Raw genomic sequence first — 15,588 nt, forward strand, 5'->3', positions numbered from 1 at the left:
AACCCCGCTTCACGACGGCCCGCGTGGACCGCTACGCCTGCCGCGCCAGGAAGAGGACGTCGACGATGTCGCCCGGGCGCACGTGCGTGACGTCATCGGGCACGACCACCAGGCAGTTGGCCTCGGCCAGGCCCGCCAGCAGGTGGGCCTGCGCGCCGGTGGCGCCGCCGAAGGGCTGGACCAGGTACTCGGAGGTTTCCCGGTCGCGCATCAGCTGGCCGCGGATCAGGCCGCGGCGGCCGGCCACCGAATCGACGGGCGCGATGGCGCGGGCCGCGACGGTGCGGCGGCGGGGGTTGCCCTTGCCCAGGGCGATGCGGATCAGCGGCCGCACCATCACCTCGAACACCACCAGCGCCGACACCGGGTTGGACGGCAGCAGGAACGTGGGGATGCGCTCGTCGCCGAGCAGCCCGAAGCCCTGCACCGAGCCGGGGTGCATGGCCACGCGCTCGACGTCGATCTCGCCCATCTCGGCGAGCACGCGCCAGACTTCGTCGCCCGCCGCACCGCCGACGGCGCCGGTGATGACCAGCAGCTCGGACTTGATCAGCTGGCCCTCGATGATCTCGCGGATGCGGCGCGGCTCGCCGGCGGCGATGCCCACGCGATGCACCTCGGCACCGGCGTCGCGGCCGGCGGCGGCCAGCGCGTAGGAGTTGACGTCGAAGACCTGCCCCAGGCCGGGATCGCGGTCGACGTCGACGAGTTCGGCGCCGATGGACACCACGGACATGCGCGGCCGCGGGTGCACCAGCACCTTCGACCGGCCGACGGCGGCGAGCAGGCCCACCTGCGCCGGGGAGATCACGGAACCGGCGGACACCGCGACGTCGCCGGGCTGGATGTCGTCGCCGACGCGGCGGATGAAGTCGCCGGACTTCACGGCGCGCAGGGCGGTGACGCGGCGCTCGCCGCGGTCGGACCAGTCGAGGGGCAGCACGGCGTCGGCCAGGGTCGGCAGCGGGGCGCCGGTGTGCACGCGGACGGCCTGCTTGGGCTGCAGGCGCATCGGGTGGTGCGACCCGGCGGAGACCTCGCCGACGACGGGCAGGGTCACCTCGTCGAATTCCGCGAGGGTCTCGCCCGACTCGCCGCGGACGTCGACGGCCCGGACGGCGTAGCCGTCGATGGCGGATTGCACGAACCCGGGCAGCGGCGTCTCCGCCACGACGTCTTCGGCGCAGAGCAGTCCCAGCGACTCCGAGATGGCGATCCGCACGGGGGCGGGCATCGCCGCGTTCGCGGTGATCGCCGCGAGCTGCTCCTCGACCGACCGCATCAGGCCTCCCCGGCTGCCTCGTCGCAGAAGTCCGGCGAGTCGCCCTGCGGCAGGCGGCGCTCGAGGTAGCTGCGCAGCGACTTTCCGTAGGAGGGGTGGCGCAGGCCGAAGTCGACGCACGCCTTGATGAAGCCGCCCGGGTTGCCCAGGTCATGGCGGAAACCGTCGTGGATGACGATGTGCACCGGGTGGCCTTCGCGGATCAGCAGCTCGATGGCGTCGGTCAGCTGGTATTCGCCGCCCTTGCCGCGGTCGATGCGTCGCAGAGCATCGAAGATCGCGCGGTCGAGCAGGTAGCGGCCCACGGCGACGAACGTCGACGGCGCCTCCTCCGGCGACGGCTTCTCCACCATCCCGCGCACGCGCTTGACGTCGGAGGCCGCGGCCTCGCCATCGGCGCCCTCGGCCGGCTCCTCGATGTCGAAGACGCCGTAGTTGAACACGTCCTCGCGCGGCAGCTCCAGGGCGCACAGCACCGAGCCGCCGTACTCCGCGCGGACGGCGGCCATGCGCTCCATCACGCCGACCGGCAGGACCAGGTCATCGGGGAGCATGACGGCGACGGCGTCCTCGTCGTCGTCGAGCAGCTCCTCGGCGACGAGCACCGCATGGCCCAGCCCCAGGGGCTTTTCCTGGACGACGCCGCGCACCTCAATGACCTCGGGGGCGCGGTTGACCTTGTCGGCGATGCCGTCCTTGCCGCGCTCGCGCAGCGTCTCCTCCAGGTCCGGGCGGGGCTTGAAGTGCCCGAGCACGCCGTCCTTGCTGGGCGCGGTGACCACGGCGAGGCGGTCGGCGCCGGCGGCGGCGGCCTCTTCGGCGATCATCTCGATGCCGGGGGTGTCCACCACCGGCAGCAGCTCCTTCGGCACGGTCTTCGTGGCCGGCAGGAACCTGGTGCCCATGCCGGCGGCGGGGACGATCACCGTGCGTGCGGCGTTGCGTCCGGTGGCGCCGCGTCCGGCGTTGTCGGGGGCGTCGTGCGGAATGGTCATGCGGGCCACCCTACCGACTGTCCGGGCCGCGTCCGGGGAAGCCCGGCGGTAGTGTCGCGCACATGGGAAACGGGCTGGATGGCGGGCACGGGGGCGCGGGCGGCGCCGCGGCGGGGCCGGCGGCGGGAGGGTCGGCGGGAGCGTCGGCGAAGGGTGCTTTGCGACGCTCATTGCTCGGCGCCCGATCGGCATCCGCCCCGGAGCGCATGGCCGCCGACGACGCCCGCCTCGCCGAGCGCGTCGTGGAATGGATCGCGTCGAACCGCGATGCCGGGGATTCGCCGCTGACCATCGCCGCCCACGTCCCTGTCGACGCCGAACCGGGGGCGACGTCGCTGGCGCCGGATCAGCTGCTCGATGCCCTGGCGGAGGTCGATGGCATGCCTCCGGTGCGCCTGCTCCTGCCGGTGTGCCCGCCGGGACCGCCCGCCGCGCTGCAGTGGGCGGAGTACGCGCGGGGGCCGTGGCGGGGATCGCTGGAGCCCGGCAAGTACGGGCTGTTGGAGCCGGCCGGGCCGAGGCTGGGGCCCACCGCCATCGCCGATGCGGGGATCGTCCTCGTCCCCGGCGTCGCCGCCGACCGGTCGGGGATGCGGATGGGCCGCGGCGCCGGCTACTACGACCGCAGCCTCGCCCACGCCACGGGCCGCCTCGCGGTGATCCTGCACCCGAACGAGGTGGTCGAAGCGGTGCCGCACGACGCCCACGACCTCCCCGTCGACGCCATAATCACCGCCGAAGAGCTGATCCTCCCCGGCGCCTGAACCGTTCCCCGGCCCTCAGTCGCTTGCCCGATTACGAGCCCCTACCCGGGAGCCTGCAGGGCTTCCCCTGTTCACCGTGGGGTGCCCCCGCCGGAATCCGATGGAACCGATCGCCCGCCGCGCGCGTCCAATGCTGTGACGGCGGAAGTTTCGGACACGCCACGCGGCGCGGGATGAGGGGGACGACATGAGGGTTTCGAGTGACCGGATTGGAACGCGGGAGGGGACGAAAACCCGGGAAAGCTCCGGCGCCTCGAGGGCGGCGTTCGGGGGCTCGGCGTGGGCGCGGAAGTTCCCGCCACGCAGGCGCCGGCGGGCGATCGCACTGGCGCTGGCACTGCTCGCGGCGGCGATCGCCGTGCGGGACCTGGCCGCGCCCGACGCCGGAACCGTGCCGGCCGTAGTCGCGGCGAAGGACGTCGAGGCCGGAGCACCGCTGACGGAGACCGACGTGGAAGTGGCGGCGATACCCGCCGAGCTGCTCCCCGATCGGGCGATAGCCGACGTCGGCGACGTCATCGGTTCGGCTCCGGCCGGGCCCTTGGCCCGCGGGGAGATCCTCACCGAACCCCGCTTCGCCGGCATGGCTCTGGCGGAGGCGCTGACCGGCATGGACGACGCGCGCATCGTCGCCGTATCCCCGCGGGATTCCGGGCTGACGCAGATGCTGCGCACGGGCGACGTCGTGGACGTGCTCGCGCCGGGGCCGGAGGCCGGGTCGGCCCGGCCCGTGGCCAACGGGGCGCGGGTGGTGCTCGCCGACGACGACGGCGTGGTGCTGCTCGCCCTGCCGCCGGGAGCGGCGGCGACCGTCGCATCCGCGGGCCTCGACCTCCCGCTGACGCTCGTGCTGTCCAGGTGACTCGCGCGAACGACGACGGCCAATACACGAACCGCACACCGGTGCCCGGATGACCGCGTACGGACGATTTCCCACACGCCGTTACATGTATGAATGAAGCGCCAAGCCTTATGACATGCGCAGATACTCGACAGTAAACGGGCATTATCCAATTCAATCAGGCATTTCGGAAATGCGGGGAAGCGACGGAAATGCGGGCCGCCGAGGGCCGCAAACGCCCAGGAGGAATCTCCGAAAACACTGGTGGCGCCAACCGATTCAACCGGGGGGTATGCGACGCTCACCCCTCCTCGGTGCACGTCCGGTGATGACCGATTACTTTGGAATCGTCAGGCTTCCGCTACGAAGGGAAACAATCATGCTTGCGGGATTCAAGGAATTCATCATGCGCGGCAACGTCATCGACCTCGCGGTCGGCGTCGTCATCGGTTCCGCGTTCACGTCCATCGTCACCGCCTTCACCGAGAATCTTCTTCAACCCCTGATCAACGCCGTCGGCGGCACGGACGCCGCGGACGGCCTCGGCTTCCGCATCCTGTCCGCCAAGGAAAACACCTTCCTGGACTTCGGCTCCGTCATTTCGGCGGCAATCAACTTCCTGCTCGTCGCCGCCGTCGTGTACTTCGTCATCGTCGCCCCGATGAACAAGTTCAACAAGATGCGCGAGGCCAAGCTGGAGACCACGGCCGAGGAAGAGGTCACCGAGGCCGACCTGCTCACCGAGATCCGCGACCTGCTGGCCCGCCAGACCGGCACCCCGGACGCCCAACTGAACAAGAACATCGACGGAGACGTGAGCGACGGCGGCGCGCACCGGGCATAGGGCGCGCAGACTCCCTCCGCTCCCTCCGACTCCCCGCGGACCCGTGAAACGGGCTCAGCCCCAATGCGGCGGCATCTCGCCGCGCCAGAACCCCTCATCGAAACCCCGGACATCATCCGGGGACTCCGGTGGGGGGTTCCCGCTTTCCGGCTTCGACTTCTTGCGGGTGAACGCCGCAGGAGGGGCGCCGGCCCTGCGCCGGGGACGGCGGCGTCGTGAAGCACCGCCATCCTTGCGGTTCGCGGCCTCCCCCGAATCCGGCTCCCCCGAATCCGCCGGCTCCCCCGAACCTCCGGGCTCCCCCGGCCCGGAAGCATTCCCCCCGGCGGCGGTCACACCCGCCACCGGCCCAGATCTTCGATGACGTGCGACACCAGCGGGCCCAACGTGGCCATGCCGTCGCGCACCGCGGCGCGGCTGTCGGCGAGGTTGACCACCACGGTCGAACCGGACACGCCGGCCAACCCACGGGACAGGCCCGCCTCCGTCGAACCGGCGGCGAGACCCGACGCGCGCAGCGCCTGCTCGATGCCGCTGAGACGGCGATCCAGGACCTTGCGCGTCGCCTCCGGGACCAGGTCGCGCGGGCCGACTCCCACGCCACCGACCGTGACCACCAGATCCGCGCCGCCGACGACGGCGGTCTCCAGCGCCATGCGCACCTCGCGCTTCTCCGACGGGGACGTGACCACCGCGTCGACGCGGTAACCGTCCTCCTCGAGCAGCTCCACCATCAACTCGCCGGTGCGCTCGTCATCCGACGCGCGATCGCCGACCAGCACCACCAGCGCACGGCGCGTCTGCGCCGCCGCCGCGATCTCCCGCTCGATGGCCTCGAGATTGTCGTCATCCGGCTCGAGATCGGATTCCAGGCCCTCACCGTCGAAGCGTCCGGCGCCGTCCAAATCACCCATGTCGCATTCCTTGTCGCATATCAGTCGCCAAACGGTCGCGGATCATCCGCGAGGACGCCGGATCATCCCGGCATCACTCCGGGGCCGCCTCCAACGTGACGTCGACCGTGCGCTCTCCGCGCCCGTCTTCGTCCGTCACGGTCAGTTTGACAGTATCCCCGACCGCACGCGACCGGATCGCGGCAATCAGGGCGACACCGGAGTCGACCCTGCGATCATCCACTTTCACGATCAAATCCCCGGGCCGCAAGCCCCCTCGCTCCGCCGCACCCCCGGGCGTGACGTCGCCGACCAACGCACCGGGCAGCTGGGAGCGGGTGTCGATCGAGGCGTTGATGGCCGGCATCTTCACCGAACCGTCCTTGATGAGCGCGTCCGCGATGCGGCGGGCCTGGTTCACCGGGATGGCGAAACCGAGGCCGATGTTGCCGGCCTTCTCGCCGCCGGTGTTCGAGGCGATGACGCTGGGCACGCCGATGAGATTGCCGTCCAGGTCCACCAGGGCACCGCCCGAGTTGCCGGGGTTGATGGCCGCGTCGGTCTGGATGGCGTCGAGGACCGTGGACTCGCCGCCCGCCGACGACACGCCCACCGGGCGGTTGATCGCGGAGACGATGCCGGAGGTCACCGTCGACGCCAGGCCAAGGGGCGAACCGACGGCGACGACTTGCTGGCCGACGGACACCTTCGACGAGTCGCCGAGGGTGATCGGGCGCAGATCGTTGACGTCCTTGATGCGGATCACCGCGATGTCGCTGGGGCGGTGGCCGGCCACGTACTCGGCGGCGTGCGTGGTGCCGTTGTTGAGCACCACGGTCATGCGGGCGCCCGGCTCCTCGGCGCCGGCGACGACGTGCTGGTTGGTCAGCACGAGACCATCGGAGGACAGCACCGAGCCCGACCCGGACGCCGTGCCGCGTTCCGTGGCCACCTGGATGGACACGACGCTGTCGAGTGCGGCCTGCGCCGCGGCCTCGATCGAGCCCTTCGGCGCCGGCTCGGAGCGGGCGTTCCCGGGCCGATCCAGCGCGTTGGTCACGTTCGATCCACCCGGGGAGCCCACGGCCCCGCTGGTGATGATCGCCGCTGTGGCGCCGCCGACCGCTGCTGAACCGAGCATGAGGGCCGCGATGCCGAGGGCCCCGATGCTCTTGGCCTTCTTCGCGCGGCCGTTCCCGCCGTCGTCGCCCGGCCCGCCGTCACCGGTGGCCGGGGCCTGCCCGAAGGAGTCGGCGCCGGACCCGGGTCCGCCCGCCGGAGAGCCGTACGGGGAGGAGTCGTGCGGGGAAGAGTCATGGCCGGCTCCGTAGCGCTGGCCCGCTCCGTGGCCCCCGGTTCCGCCGGCGCCGTACGGGCCGGCGCCGGTGCCGCCCGCTCCCTGCGCCCCGAATCCCGCGGTGGGCTGGGCGCCCCACCCCGGGTCGCCGCCGTGGGACTCCGATGCGGACGCGTGCCGTTCAAAACCCCCGGGGCGGCCGTTGTCGCCGGCCCCATTGCTCCATCGGGATTGGTCGTTAGTCATGCGGACAACCATGCCTTTTCGATCTGACAGGACACTGAGAGCCTACTGCGTGGCGTCGATGAAGTTGACCACATCGGTGGACAACTTTTTCCAATGGGAGCCTATGGCCCTCACTCGACGGCCGGCTCCCCATTTCGGGTGGCCGATCCGGGCAGCCGGACGCGCATCAGGGCGCCGCCGTCATCGGAATCCTCCACCGCGATGGTGCCGCCGTGGCGGGCGATGACCTGCTTGACGATGGCCAGGCCCAGACCGGAACCCGGCATCGACCGGGACTGGATGGCCCGGTAGAAGCGGTCGAACACCTTGGCGCGCTCGTCCTCGGGGATGCCGGGGCCGGAATCCGCGACGGTGAGCTCGACCAGATCGTCACCGACCGGGCGCAGTTCGATGCGCACCGTGCCGTCCTCCGGGGACCACTTCGCGGCATTGTCCATGAGGTTGAGCACCGCGCGCCCCAGCGCCGCGGGATCGCCGAACAGGAACCACGGGTTGAGTTTCAGAATGAACGTCACGTCCGGGCGGCGCCTCTCGACGCGCTCGAGGGAAGTCTCGATGACGTCCACGACGTCGACCTCCTCGATCACCTGCTGCGGGCCATCCTCGCGGGCGAGGTCGACGAGGTCGCCGACGAGGGTCGACAGCTCCTCGATCTGGGCGATGACGTCCGACTCCAGTTCCTCGCGGTCCTTCGCCGAAATCGCCGCGCCGGAACGCGACGCCATCATCAGCAACTCCACGTTCGTGCGCAGCGACGTCAACGGCGTCTTCAACTCGTGGCCGGCGTCGGCGACGAGCTCCGCCTGTTTGATCCGCGACGCCTGCAGCGCCGCGAGCATCTCGTTGAACGACCGCGTGAACCGCGCCAGCTCATCCTGCCCGTGCACGGGGATGGGCCGCAGTTCATCGGTCTCGGCAATCCGATCGGCCGCCCGCCGCAGCCGCGCCACCTGGCGCAGGCCGGCCGTGGCCACGGTGATGCCCGCCGCCGCGGCGAAGAACACGCCGATCGCGGAGATCACGAACAGCACGCCGCCCAGCGACCGCAGCACGGTGTTGGTGGACTCGAGGCTGTTCGCCAGCACCAGCGTCGCACCCGACGGATCGTGGATCGCGTAGATCCGCTTGTTGCTGAACTCGTCGGTGCGCAGCGACTCGGTGCGGTTGCCGCTGATCACCGCCCACTCCGGGCCGCCGATGTTGATGGTGCCGCCGCGGCCGGTGACGCTGCCGCGGGCGAAGAACATCGCGTCGAGGTCCGGGTTGAGGATCTTCAGCGAGTCCGCGGTCACGATGGGCTCGATGGCGAACTCCGACGCGTAGGGCGAATTGAGCAGCTGCGTCGCCTGCGTCTTCAGGTTCTCGTCGACCTCGCGGTACAGGGTCGCCTGCACGGTGACGAACGCGGCGAGCGTCATCAGGCCGACCGACGCGGCCACGATCAGCGCGGTGAGCAACGTCAGCCGCCAGCGCAGCGACATCCGGTGGCCGAAACCCGAGTTGAAGGCGCGGTCGAATTCCTCGCCGTCGATGGCGGCCGACGCGTCGCCCTTCTTCCCGCCCTTGGCCGGCTTGCCGTTCCTGCCGTTCCTGCCGCCCGGCCACGAAAAGCTCGGCCACGACGATTCCGCCCCGGCCCCCGCCGTCTCCCCGGCGCCCGGCGTGGGCGACGCGTGGGCGCCCTCGGGGGCGCGGTCGGCGTCGTGAAGCGGATCCGCGGGCGCGGCATCCCGGGCGCCGCGGGAACGGCGCAGAATCACGGCGCGGTCTCCCGCAGGACGTAGCCGACGCCGCGGACGGTGTGGATCAAACGCGACTCGCCCTCCGCCTCCGTCTTACGGCGCAGGTACCCGATGTACACCTCCAGAGCATTGCCGGAGGTCGGGAAGTCGTAGCCCCACACGTCCTCGAGAATGGAGGTGCGCGACAGCACGCGCCGCGGGTTGTTCATCAGCAGCTCGAGCAGCGCGAACTCCGTGCGGGTCAGGCTGATGGCGCGGTCACCTCGGAACACCTCGCGGGTGTCGGGGTCGAGGCTGAGATCCTCGAACTTCAGGGCGACCGGATCCTGCGTCGTGGTGGGCTCCAGCGCGGCGCGGCGCAGCAGGGAACGCACGCGGGCCAGCAGCTCCTCCAGCGCGAAGGGCTTGGGCAGGTAATCGTCGGCGCCCGCGTCGAGGCCGGACACGCGCTCGGACACGGAGTCGCGGGCGGTGAGCATCAGCACCGGCAGGTCATCGCCCTCGCTGCGCAGGCGGCGGCACACGTCGAGGCCGTCGAGCTTGGGCATCATCACGTCGAGGATCGCCAGGTCGGGCCGGTCCGACGAGATCTTCGCCAGCGCCTGCTCGCCATCCTCGGCCAGATCCACCGTGTACCCGTTGAACGTCAGCGACCTCCGCAGCGATTCGCGCACGGCCTGGTCGTCGTCAACCACCAAAATCTTCATGCGCCCATTGTGCCGTGAACGTCTGAGCCGGCGCTGAGAGCAACGCCGGAAATCACCGGGGACATGCGACGGACATGCTCGGGAAGGCGCCGACAAGCCTGAACAAGCCCCCGAAAGACCGAAGACCCGCTCCCCCGGTGCGGGGAGCGGGTCTTGCGGCGATGAAGCCTGCGGACGCCTAGAACTGCTTGACGTCGATCAGGCCGAGCTGGGCGGCCTTGACCAGGCGGCGGGGCACCATGTGCACCTGGCCGTCGATCTTGACCTCCTGGAGGGCGACATTGTCGGCCTTCCACTGGGAACGGCGGGCGCGGGTATTGGCCCGCGACATGCGGCGCTTGGGAACTGCCATTTGGGTTTACCCTCCTTCTTAGTTCTTCTTGGAACGGCGCGGAACGCGGTTGCCGTAACGGCGCTGGAACTTCTCGACGCGGCCGGCGGTGTCCATGACACGCTGGGCGCCGGTCCAGAACGGGTGCGACTCGGAGGTCACGTCGACGACGATGAGCGGGTACTCATTGCCGTCCTCCCACTGGACGGTGCGGCCGGAAGTGGCGGTGGAACGGGTCAGGAACTGAGTGCCCGTGCCCGCATCCTGGAAGACCACCGGGTGGTAGTCGGGGTGGATGTCCTTCTTCATGCTTTCGATTCCCTCAGGATTGAACTACGGGTCGCTTCCGGGCGGCGTGGGCGGATTTTCGCTTCACGACGTATGATTCGCCGTGGAACGTGGATCGCGCCGGAGCCCGGATCGTGCCCGAGTTGGGTTCGTATGCGTGCAACATCGCCGCTGAATCGGCGATGAACCTCTAGCACCCTACACCCGCGGCCGCCCATAAGGAAAAACGCGTGGGCCGGGGCCGGCGCCGCACCCGCGGCAAATGTGCGCGCTCCCAGGCGATTAGGAATCCGGCGGGGGCGGCCTGTAGGGTAAACTCTCGCTGTTGTCTGTTTATTCGTTTGACGCCCAGTGCCCTGGCACGACGGCGCCCCGGAACAGAAGAGCACTCCCCCTCCGAGCACCTGAGCAGTGTTCACGCACGTACCGCCCGGCAGATCCGCCGGCACCACGAGCAGGAGGGGAAGCGGCGATTCTGGACCGGTGCGGCGCCTCGGAGCCGGCTGATGGGCGGCCAGGAAGCAAAGGAAAGCCCATGTCGGCGATTTGCCAGGTCACGGGACGGAAGCCGAGCTTCGGCAAGACCGTCTCCCACTCGCACCGGCGCACCTCACGCCGTTGGAACCCCAACGTGCAGCGCAAGAAGTTCTACCTCGCCTCCGAGGGGCGCACCATCACCCTGACGGTGTCCCCGAAGGGTCTCAAGACCATCGACAAGCTCGGGATCGAGGCCGTCGTGGCCCAGATCCGCGCCCGTGGGGAGAAGATCTAAATGGCACGTAATGACATTCGTCCCATCATCAAGCTGAAGTCGACCGCGGGTACGGGTTACACGTACGTCACGCGGAAGAACAAGCGGAACAACCCGGATCGCATCACGCTGAAGAAGTACGATCCGATCGCCCGCAAGCACGTCGAATTCCGCGAGGAGCGCTAACTCATGGCCAAGAAGTCCAAGATCGCCAAGAACGAGCAGCGCAAGGAGATCGTCGCCCGCTACGCCGAGCGTCGCGCTGAGCTCAAGGCCATCATCAAGTCCCCGAACACCTCCGACGAGGATCGTGCCGAGGCGCAGTACGAGCTGAACCGTCAGCCGCGCGACGCCTCCCCGGTCCGCGTCCGCAACCGTGACGCCGCCGACGGCCGCCCGCGTGGTTACCTGCGCAAGTTCGGCCTGTCCCGCGTCCGCGTCCGTGAGATGGCCCACCGTGGCGAGCTCCCGGGCGTCCGTAAGTCCAGCTGGTAAGAGGGAGACACTCACATGAAGCGCAACCACGGCAACAAGAAGGCGCGGATGGAGCAGTCCCGCCGCCCGAAGAAGAACCCGCTCAAGGCCGCCGGCGTTGAGAAGGTCGATTACAAGGACATCAACCTGCTGCGTCAGTTCATCTCCGACCGGGGCAAGATCCGCTCCCGTCGCGTGACCGGCCTGACCCCCCAGCAGCAGCGCCAGGTCGCCACCGCGGTCAAGAACGCCCGCGAGATGGCCCTCCTGCCGTTCACCAGCCGCTAAGTCGGCTGGTCGGCGGGAGCCGATCAATCGAACACCCGCCGCAAGGCTGATTCAAGCGCTGGCCGCATGACGATGAACATGCGATGACAGCGTAAACGGACCCGGTTCCGCTTCCCCCGACGGGAAGTGGCCGGGTCCGTTTTCTGATGCCCGGGCGCCCCACACAACCCATCCCCCGCCACCCCGTCCCCGCTCCCGAAAGGCTCCCATGCCCGACCTGATGCAGATCCTCACCGGCTTCGGCTCGGTGGCGCTGATCATCTTCATCGGCTGGCTCGTCGGCCGCGGCGGCGTGCTGGGCAAGAACGGCGGCTTCGCGCTGAACATGGTCGTCTATTGGGTGGCCATGCCCTGCATGCTGCTGCACACCCTGGCCCGTTCCGATGCGGGGGCGGCGCTGGGGCAGGCGTTCGCGGTGGCGGCGGGTTCGGCGCTGACGGTCGCCGCCGTGTACCTGCTGCTGGCCAAACCGCTCGTCGGCCAGCGGGGGCCGGAGCGCGTCGTCGGCGCGATGTCGTCGAGCTACAACAACGTCGCCAACCTGGGCATCCCCATCGCCACCGCCGTCCTCCACGACGCCACCGCGGTGGTGCCGGCGCTGATCTTCCAGATCGCGTTCTACGCGCCGGTCTGCCTCACGGTGCTGGACATCCTGACGTCGCGGCACGGGCGCCTGGACATCCGGCGCACCCTGATGACGCCCCTGAAGAACCCCATCTTCGTCGGCGCCGCGCTGGGCCTGGCGGCCGGGGCGCTGCCGGATGGCTTGCCGACGGTGCTGGCCTCCCCCATCGGCCTGCTCGGCCAGGCCGCCGTGCCCATGGCTCTGCTGGCGTTCGGCATCGGGCTGCATGGGACGGCGGTGCTGCGGAAGGGCACCGCGCCGCGGCGGGCGATCGTCGTGTCGTCGGTGCTGAAGAACCTCGGCCAGCCCCTGGCCGCGTGGTTCATCGCGTCGGTGCTGCTGGGGATGGAGGGCCACGCGCTGTTGGCGGCGGTGGTCATCGCGGCGCTGCCGACGGCGCAGAACGTCTACACGTTCTCGTCGCGTTTCGGGCGGGGCACGGTGCAGGCCAGGGACTCCGCGGTCGTCACCACGTTGGCGTGCGTGCCGGTGGTCCTGGTCATCGCGCTGCTGCTGGGGTAACCGCGCCACCCGTTCCGCTTTCGCCGCTACCCTTGTGGGCGTGGAACTGCTCAAGGAACTCCTGTCCGACGACCCTTCCGTCCCCCGTCTCACCTGCTACGACGAAACCACGGGTGGCCGCACCGATTTGAGCGCCATCACGCTGGACAACTGGGCGTCGAAGATCGGCAACATGCTCCACGACGAGTTCGACCTCGATCCCGGCGATTCCGCGTGGATCGACCTGCCCCCGATCTGGCAGGCGGCGTGCATCGTCGCGGGCGCCGAACGCGCGGGCATCGAGCTTTCGAGCGAGGATCCCCTGGTGGTGTTCACCACCGTCGGGAAGCTTTCCGAGTGGGAGGAGAAGTTCCCCGACGCCTACCTCGCCGCCGTCACCGATGACGTCTTCGGCCGCGGCGTCGTCGAAACGGGCGGGGAGATTCCCCCGGGCGTCATCGATTTCGGCCCGGAGGTCCGGCTGCATCCGGACGGCTACATCGGCATGGGCCCGGATGAGGGCCAGGTGCTTCTCGACGGCCTCACGCCCGCCGAGCTCGCCGCCCGCGCGAAAGAGGTCGCCGCGGAGGCGGGCCTGGGCGAAGGCGCGCGCGTCATTTCGGCCGGCTGGGCCGGGGGCCCGACCGCGGATGAGTGGATCCGTTCGGTGCTCGCGGCGTGGTCCGTCGGGGGTGCGGCGGTGATCGTGCGCGGCGGCGACGACGAGCGGATGGCGCGGATCGCCGACATCGAAAAGGCGCGGCCGCTGGGGTAGCGGCCGCGCCGTCGGAAAGCAGCCGGTTTCTCGAACTGCTGCGCTGCTGGAACTGTTGCGCTGCTGGATCTGCTGCGCTGCTGGAACTGCTGCGTGGTGGGACGTGATGCGGGACTTGCTGCGCCGTGGGGCCCACTACACGGGTCCTACTTCACGGGGACCAAATCCACGGGGATCTACTTCACGTCGCGGCGGGAGGCGGCGACGAGGCCGCCGCCGATGACCGCGATGGCCCAGGCCGCGAGGACCAGCCCGGCGTGGGTGCCGGAGATGCCGGTGTCCATCATGCCGGTGAGCTGTCGCGATGCGATCCACGGCAGGTACTTGCTGAGGGTCTGGAAGAACTCGACGGGCACCTGGCTGACGGCCATCTCGATGACCATGATCCATGCGATCGGCAGGCCCACCGCAACGGCGGTGACGGGGACGAGCATGCCGACGGCCGAGCCGATGGCGGCCCACAGGAGCATCATGCCGACCATGCCGGCGGCGAGGGCGAACTTCTCGGGGACGAGGACCCCGACCGCCGCGAGGAAACCGGCGGCGATGGCGAATCCGGCGATGACCGTGGCGGCGACGATGATCAGCTGCGCGGCCATCCGGGCGACGTGCACGCCGGGGCGGCTGTTCGCCGTGAGGTACCCGAATGCGACCCTGCGCCCGGAGATCTCGGAGGCGGAACCGGCGGCGGCGAAGATCATGGCGAGGATCACCACGATGTCCGCGCTGACCAGCACCTGGTCGAACGTCGGTTCATAGCGGAAAGCCGTCGCGCCGCCGCGCGTGGTCAGCCATGCCATCACGGGCAGGCCGACGGTGAACGCGAGAATCGAGATGATGTATCCCCACGTCGACCGCAGGTTCAACATCCGGCCGAGTTCGGAGCCGAGCAGGTTGAGCGCACCGGGGACGGGTGCGGGCTGCATGGCGAACGTCGGGGGCGCGGTGCTCGAGTTGTTCGTGGTCGTGTCGCCGGCGGTGGCTGTGTTCGCAGTCGTGCTGCCGGTGGCCCGGGTGTTGGTGGCCGTGTTGCCGGTGGTCGCTGTGTTCGTAGCCGTGTTGCCGGTGGTCGTTGTGTTCGTGGTCGGGGTGCTCATTGTGTTTCTCCTGAAGTTGTGGTGGTTGTCGCGCGGGTCGCGGTTGTCGGAGGGCGGCGCCGAGCTGGGTCCGGGAAGGGCGGACGGTCTTTTCGACGCTGACTTAGGCTGCGGCCCCTCCGGGATAGCCGCCGTCGCTGCCGTACTCCGCGTGCCGGGAGGCGACCTCCCAGTAGGCCTCTTCGAGGTTGTCGTGGCCGTCGAGAAGCTCTTCCTTGTCCCACTCCCCGATCAACCGGCCCTTGCCGATGATCACCAGCCGATCGGCGGTGACTTCCATCTCGGACAGGAGGTGGGAGGAGACGAGGACGGAGCGACCTTCGTCGGCGAAGGCGCGGATGGAGCGGCGAATCCAGCGGATGCCGTCGGGGTCGAGGCCGTTGACGGGTTCGTCGAGCACGAGGTGCGACGGGTCGCCGAGCATCGCCGTGGCGAGCCCGAGCCGCTGCTTCATGCCGAGCGAGAATCCGCCGATGCGCTTGCCCGCAACGGATTCCAGGCCGACGAGGGCGAGGCATTCGCCGACGCGGGTGTCGTCGATCGCGGCGGATCGGGCGACGGAGCGGAGGTGCCCGCGTGCGGTGAGCTTGGGGTTCATCCACCCGGCGTCGAGCATGGCGCCGACGACGCGGGCGGGGGCCCGGTAGCCGGACAGGGCGCGGCCGTCGACGAGTGCTTCGCCGCGGTCGATGCGGTCGAGGCCGAGCATGCAGCGCATGGTCGTCGACTTGCCGGAGCCGTTGGGGCCGAGGAAGCCGGTGACGGCACCGTCCGGGACGTTGAAGGTGAGGTCCTCCACGATCCGGTTGCGGCCGTAGGACTTGGTGAGATTCCTGATTTCGAACAT

19 protein-coding genes are annotated in these 15,588 nt (G+C 69.8%); 9 read left to right on the forward strand and 10 right to left on the reverse strand.

The window, feature by feature from the left end:
- Window positions 1-31: 31 nt before the first annotated feature.
- Together glp and CHAN_RS11040 are read right to left on the reverse strand one after the other, a co-directional pair.
- Window positions 32-1,282, reverse strand: a complete 1,251-nt coding sequence (gene glp, locus CHAN_RS11035; protein ID WP_290289753.1) for a molybdotransferase-like divisome protein Glp — start codon at window positions 1,280-1,282, stop codon at window positions 32-34.
- Window positions 1,282-2,277, reverse strand: coding sequence for a UTP--glucose-1-phosphate uridylyltransferase (locus tag CHAN_RS11040; protein ID WP_290289755.1), 996 nt, complete (start codon window positions 2,275-2,277; stop codon window positions 1,282-1,284). The genes glp and CHAN_RS11040 overlap by 1 nt, the downstream gene beginning before the upstream one ends.
- A 62-nt stretch (window positions 2,278-2,339) precedes the next feature.
- Here CHAN_RS11040 and CHAN_RS11045 point away from each other — a divergent pair, with 62 nt between their 5' ends.
- The 3 genes from CHAN_RS11045 to mscL all read left to right on the forward strand — a co-directional run bounded on the left by CHAN_RS11045 (window position 2,340) and on the right by mscL (window position 4,726).
- Window positions 2,340-3,041, forward strand: a complete 702-nt coding sequence (locus CHAN_RS11045) for a 5-formyltetrahydrofolate cyclo-ligase (RefSeq protein ID WP_290289757.1) — start codon at window positions 2,340-2,342, stop codon at window positions 3,039-3,041.
- A gap of 187 nt (window positions 3,042-3,228) precedes the next feature.
- Entirely contained in the window at window positions 3,229-3,903 is a 675-nt protein-coding gene (locus CHAN_RS11050) for an SAF domain-containing protein (protein WP_290289759.1), read from the forward strand.
- Between the two features lie 358 nt (window positions 3,904-4,261).
- On the forward strand, window positions 4,262-4,726 hold the full coding sequence (gene mscL, locus CHAN_RS11055; RefSeq protein WP_290289761.1) for a large-conductance mechanosensitive channel protein MscL: 465 nt from the start codon (window positions 4,262-4,264) through the stop codon (window positions 4,724-4,726).
- A gap of 332 nt (window positions 4,727-5,058) precedes the next feature.
- On the opposite strand, the gene CHAN_RS11060 is transcribed toward mscL, so the two are convergent.
- From CHAN_RS11060 to CHAN_RS11085, 6 genes are all read right to left on the reverse strand, one after another.
- A complete protein-coding gene (locus CHAN_RS11060; RefSeq protein ID WP_290289763.1) occupies window positions 5,059-5,640 on the reverse strand; it encodes a MogA/MoaB family molybdenum cofactor biosynthesis protein in 582 nt (193 codons plus the stop codon).
- A 73-nt stretch (window positions 5,641-5,713) separates the two neighbouring features.
- Window positions 5,714-7,162 carry a S1C family serine protease gene (locus CHAN_RS11065; protein WP_290289765.1) on the reverse strand — a complete coding sequence of 483 codons (1,449 nt, stop codon included), beginning with the start codon at window positions 7,160-7,162 and terminating at the stop codon, window positions 5,714-5,716.
- A 110-nt stretch (window positions 7,163-7,272) separates the two neighbouring features.
- Complete coding sequence (locus CHAN_RS11070) at window positions 7,273-8,643, reverse strand: HAMP domain-containing sensor histidine kinase (protein WP_290293487.1); 1,371 nt, start codon at window positions 8,641-8,643, stop codon at window positions 7,273-7,275.
- Between the two features lie 275 nt (window positions 8,644-8,918).
- Window positions 8,919-9,611, reverse strand: a complete 693-nt coding sequence (locus tag CHAN_RS11075; RefSeq protein ID WP_048741093.1) for a response regulator transcription factor — start codon at window positions 9,609-9,611, stop codon at window positions 8,919-8,921.
- A 178-nt stretch (window positions 9,612-9,789) separates the two neighbouring features.
- Window positions 9,790-9,963, reverse strand: a complete 174-nt coding sequence (rpmF, locus tag CHAN_RS11080) for a 50S ribosomal protein L32 (RefSeq protein ID WP_048741091.1) — start codon at window positions 9,961-9,963, stop codon at window positions 9,790-9,792.
- Between the two features lie 18 nt (window positions 9,964-9,981).
- On the reverse strand, window positions 9,982-10,251 hold the full coding sequence (locus CHAN_RS11085; RefSeq protein WP_035119546.1) for a type B 50S ribosomal protein L31: 270 nt from the start codon (window positions 10,249-10,251) through the stop codon (window positions 9,982-9,984).
- A gap of 514 nt (window positions 10,252-10,765) precedes the next feature.
- Between CHAN_RS11085 and rpmB the strand changes: the two genes are divergently transcribed.
- The 6 genes from rpmB (at window position 10,766) to CHAN_RS11115 (ending at window position 13,644) form a co-directional block, all read left to right on the forward strand.
- On the forward strand, window positions 10,766-11,002 hold the full coding sequence (rpmB, locus tag CHAN_RS11090) for a 50S ribosomal protein L28 (RefSeq protein ID WP_048741088.1): 237 nt from the start codon (window positions 10,766-10,768) through the stop codon (window positions 11,000-11,002).
- Window positions 11,003-11,167 carry a 50S ribosomal protein L33 gene (gene rpmG / locus CHAN_RS11095; RefSeq protein ID WP_018019289.1) on the forward strand — a complete coding sequence of 55 codons (165 nt, stop codon included), beginning with the start codon at window positions 11,003-11,005 and terminating at the stop codon, window positions 11,165-11,167. It begins immediately after the preceding gene.
- 3 nt (window positions 11,168-11,170) lie between these two features.
- The gene (rpsN, locus tag CHAN_RS11100) at window positions 11,171-11,476 is read left to right on the forward strand and encodes a 30S ribosomal protein S14 (RefSeq protein WP_046649899.1); all 306 of its coding nucleotides are present in this window, start codon (window positions 11,171-11,173) and stop codon (window positions 11,474-11,476) included.
- A gap of 15 nt (window positions 11,477-11,491) precedes the next feature.
- Window positions 11,492-11,743: a 30S ribosomal protein S18 gene (gene rpsR / locus CHAN_RS11105; RefSeq protein WP_035119551.1), complete on the forward strand. Its 252-nt coding sequence runs from the start codon at window positions 11,492-11,494 to the stop codon at window positions 11,741-11,743.
- A 208-nt stretch (window positions 11,744-11,951) separates the two neighbouring features.
- Complete coding sequence (locus tag CHAN_RS11110; RefSeq protein WP_048741076.1) at window positions 11,952-12,890, forward strand: AEC family transporter; 939 nt, start codon at window positions 11,952-11,954, stop codon at window positions 12,888-12,890.
- Window positions 12,891-12,930: 40 nt separating this feature from the next.
- Window positions 12,931-13,644, forward strand: coding sequence for a TIGR03089 family protein (locus tag CHAN_RS11115; protein WP_290289782.1), 714 nt, complete (start codon window positions 12,931-12,933; stop codon window positions 13,642-13,644).
- 176 nt (window positions 13,645-13,820) lie between these two features.
- Here the strand turns inward: CHAN_RS11115 and CHAN_RS11120 are convergent, their stop codons facing one another.
- Window positions 13,821-14,741: a hypothetical protein gene (locus CHAN_RS11120; RefSeq protein WP_290289784.1), complete on the reverse strand. Its 921-nt coding sequence runs from the start codon at window positions 14,739-14,741 to the stop codon at window positions 13,821-13,823.
- Between the two features lie 103 nt (window positions 14,742-14,844).
- Window positions 14,845-15,588: an ATP-binding cassette domain-containing protein gene (locus CHAN_RS11125; RefSeq protein ID WP_377748473.1), complete on the reverse strand. Its 744-nt coding sequence runs from the start codon at window positions 15,586-15,588 to the stop codon at window positions 14,845-14,847.

Source organism: Corynebacterium hansenii (genome assembly GCF_030408795.1).
In the GTDB taxonomy this organism is placed as follows: domain Bacteria; phylum Actinomycetota; class Actinomycetes; order Mycobacteriales; family Mycobacteriaceae; genus Corynebacterium; species Corynebacterium hansenii.

Excerpts from the sequence above, each read along its gene's own strand:
- glp (WP_290289753.1), bottom strand. The coding sequence starts at position 1,282 with ATGCGGTCGGTCGAGGAGCAGCTCGCGGCGATCACCGCGAACGCGGCG.
- CHAN_RS11040 (WP_290289755.1), bottom strand. The coding sequence starts at position 2,277 with ATGACCATTCCGCACGACGCCCCCGACAACGCCGGACGCGGCGCCACC.
- CHAN_RS11045 (WP_290289757.1), top strand. The coding sequence starts at position 2,340 with ATGGGAAACGGGCTGGATGGCGGGCACGGGGGCGCGGGCGGCGCCGCG.
- CHAN_RS11050 (WP_290289759.1), top strand. The coding sequence starts at position 3,229 with ATGAGGGTTTCGAGTGACCGGATTGGAACGCGGGAGGGGACGAAAACC.
- mscL (WP_290289761.1), top strand. The coding sequence starts at position 4,262 with ATGCTTGCGGGATTCAAGGAATTCATCATGCGCGGCAACGTCATCGAC.
- CHAN_RS11060 (WP_290289763.1), bottom strand. The coding sequence starts at position 5,640 with ATGGGTGATTTGGACGGCGCCGGACGCTTCGACGGTGAGGGCCTGGAA.
- CHAN_RS11065 (WP_290289765.1), bottom strand. The coding sequence starts at position 7,162 with ATGACTAACGACCAATCCCGATGGAGCAATGGGGCCGGCGACAACGGC.
- CHAN_RS11070 (WP_290293487.1), bottom strand. The coding sequence starts at position 8,643 with ATGTCGCTGCGCTGGCGGCTGACGTTGCTCACCGCGCTGATCGTGGCC.
- CHAN_RS11075 (WP_048741093.1), bottom strand. The coding sequence starts at position 9,611 with ATGAAGATTTTGGTGGTTGACGACGACCAGGCCGTGCGCGAATCGCTG.
- rpmF (WP_048741091.1), bottom strand. The coding sequence starts at position 9,963 with ATGGCAGTTCCCAAGCGCCGCATGTCGCGGGCCAATACCCGCGCCCGC.
- CHAN_RS11085 (WP_035119546.1), bottom strand. The coding sequence starts at position 10,251 with ATGAAGAAGGACATCCACCCCGACTACCACCCGGTGGTCTTCCAGGAT.
- rpmB (WP_048741088.1), top strand. The coding sequence starts at position 10,766 with ATGTCGGCGATTTGCCAGGTCACGGGACGGAAGCCGAGCTTCGGCAAG.
- rpmG (WP_018019289.1), top strand. The coding sequence starts at position 11,003 with ATGGCACGTAATGACATTCGTCCCATCATCAAGCTGAAGTCGACCGCG.
- rpsN (WP_046649899.1), top strand. The coding sequence starts at position 11,171 with ATGGCCAAGAAGTCCAAGATCGCCAAGAACGAGCAGCGCAAGGAGATC.
- rpsR (WP_035119551.1), top strand. The coding sequence starts at position 11,492 with ATGAAGCGCAACCACGGCAACAAGAAGGCGCGGATGGAGCAGTCCCGC.
- CHAN_RS11110 (WP_048741076.1), top strand. The coding sequence starts at position 11,952 with ATGCCCGACCTGATGCAGATCCTCACCGGCTTCGGCTCGGTGGCGCTG.
- CHAN_RS11120 (WP_290289784.1), bottom strand. The coding sequence starts at position 14,741 with ATGAGCACCCCGACCACGAACACAACGACCACCGGCAACACGGCTACG.
- CHAN_RS11125 (WP_377748473.1), bottom strand. The coding sequence starts at position 15,588 with ATGTTCGAAATCAGGAATCTCACCAAGTCCTACGGCCGCAACCGGATC.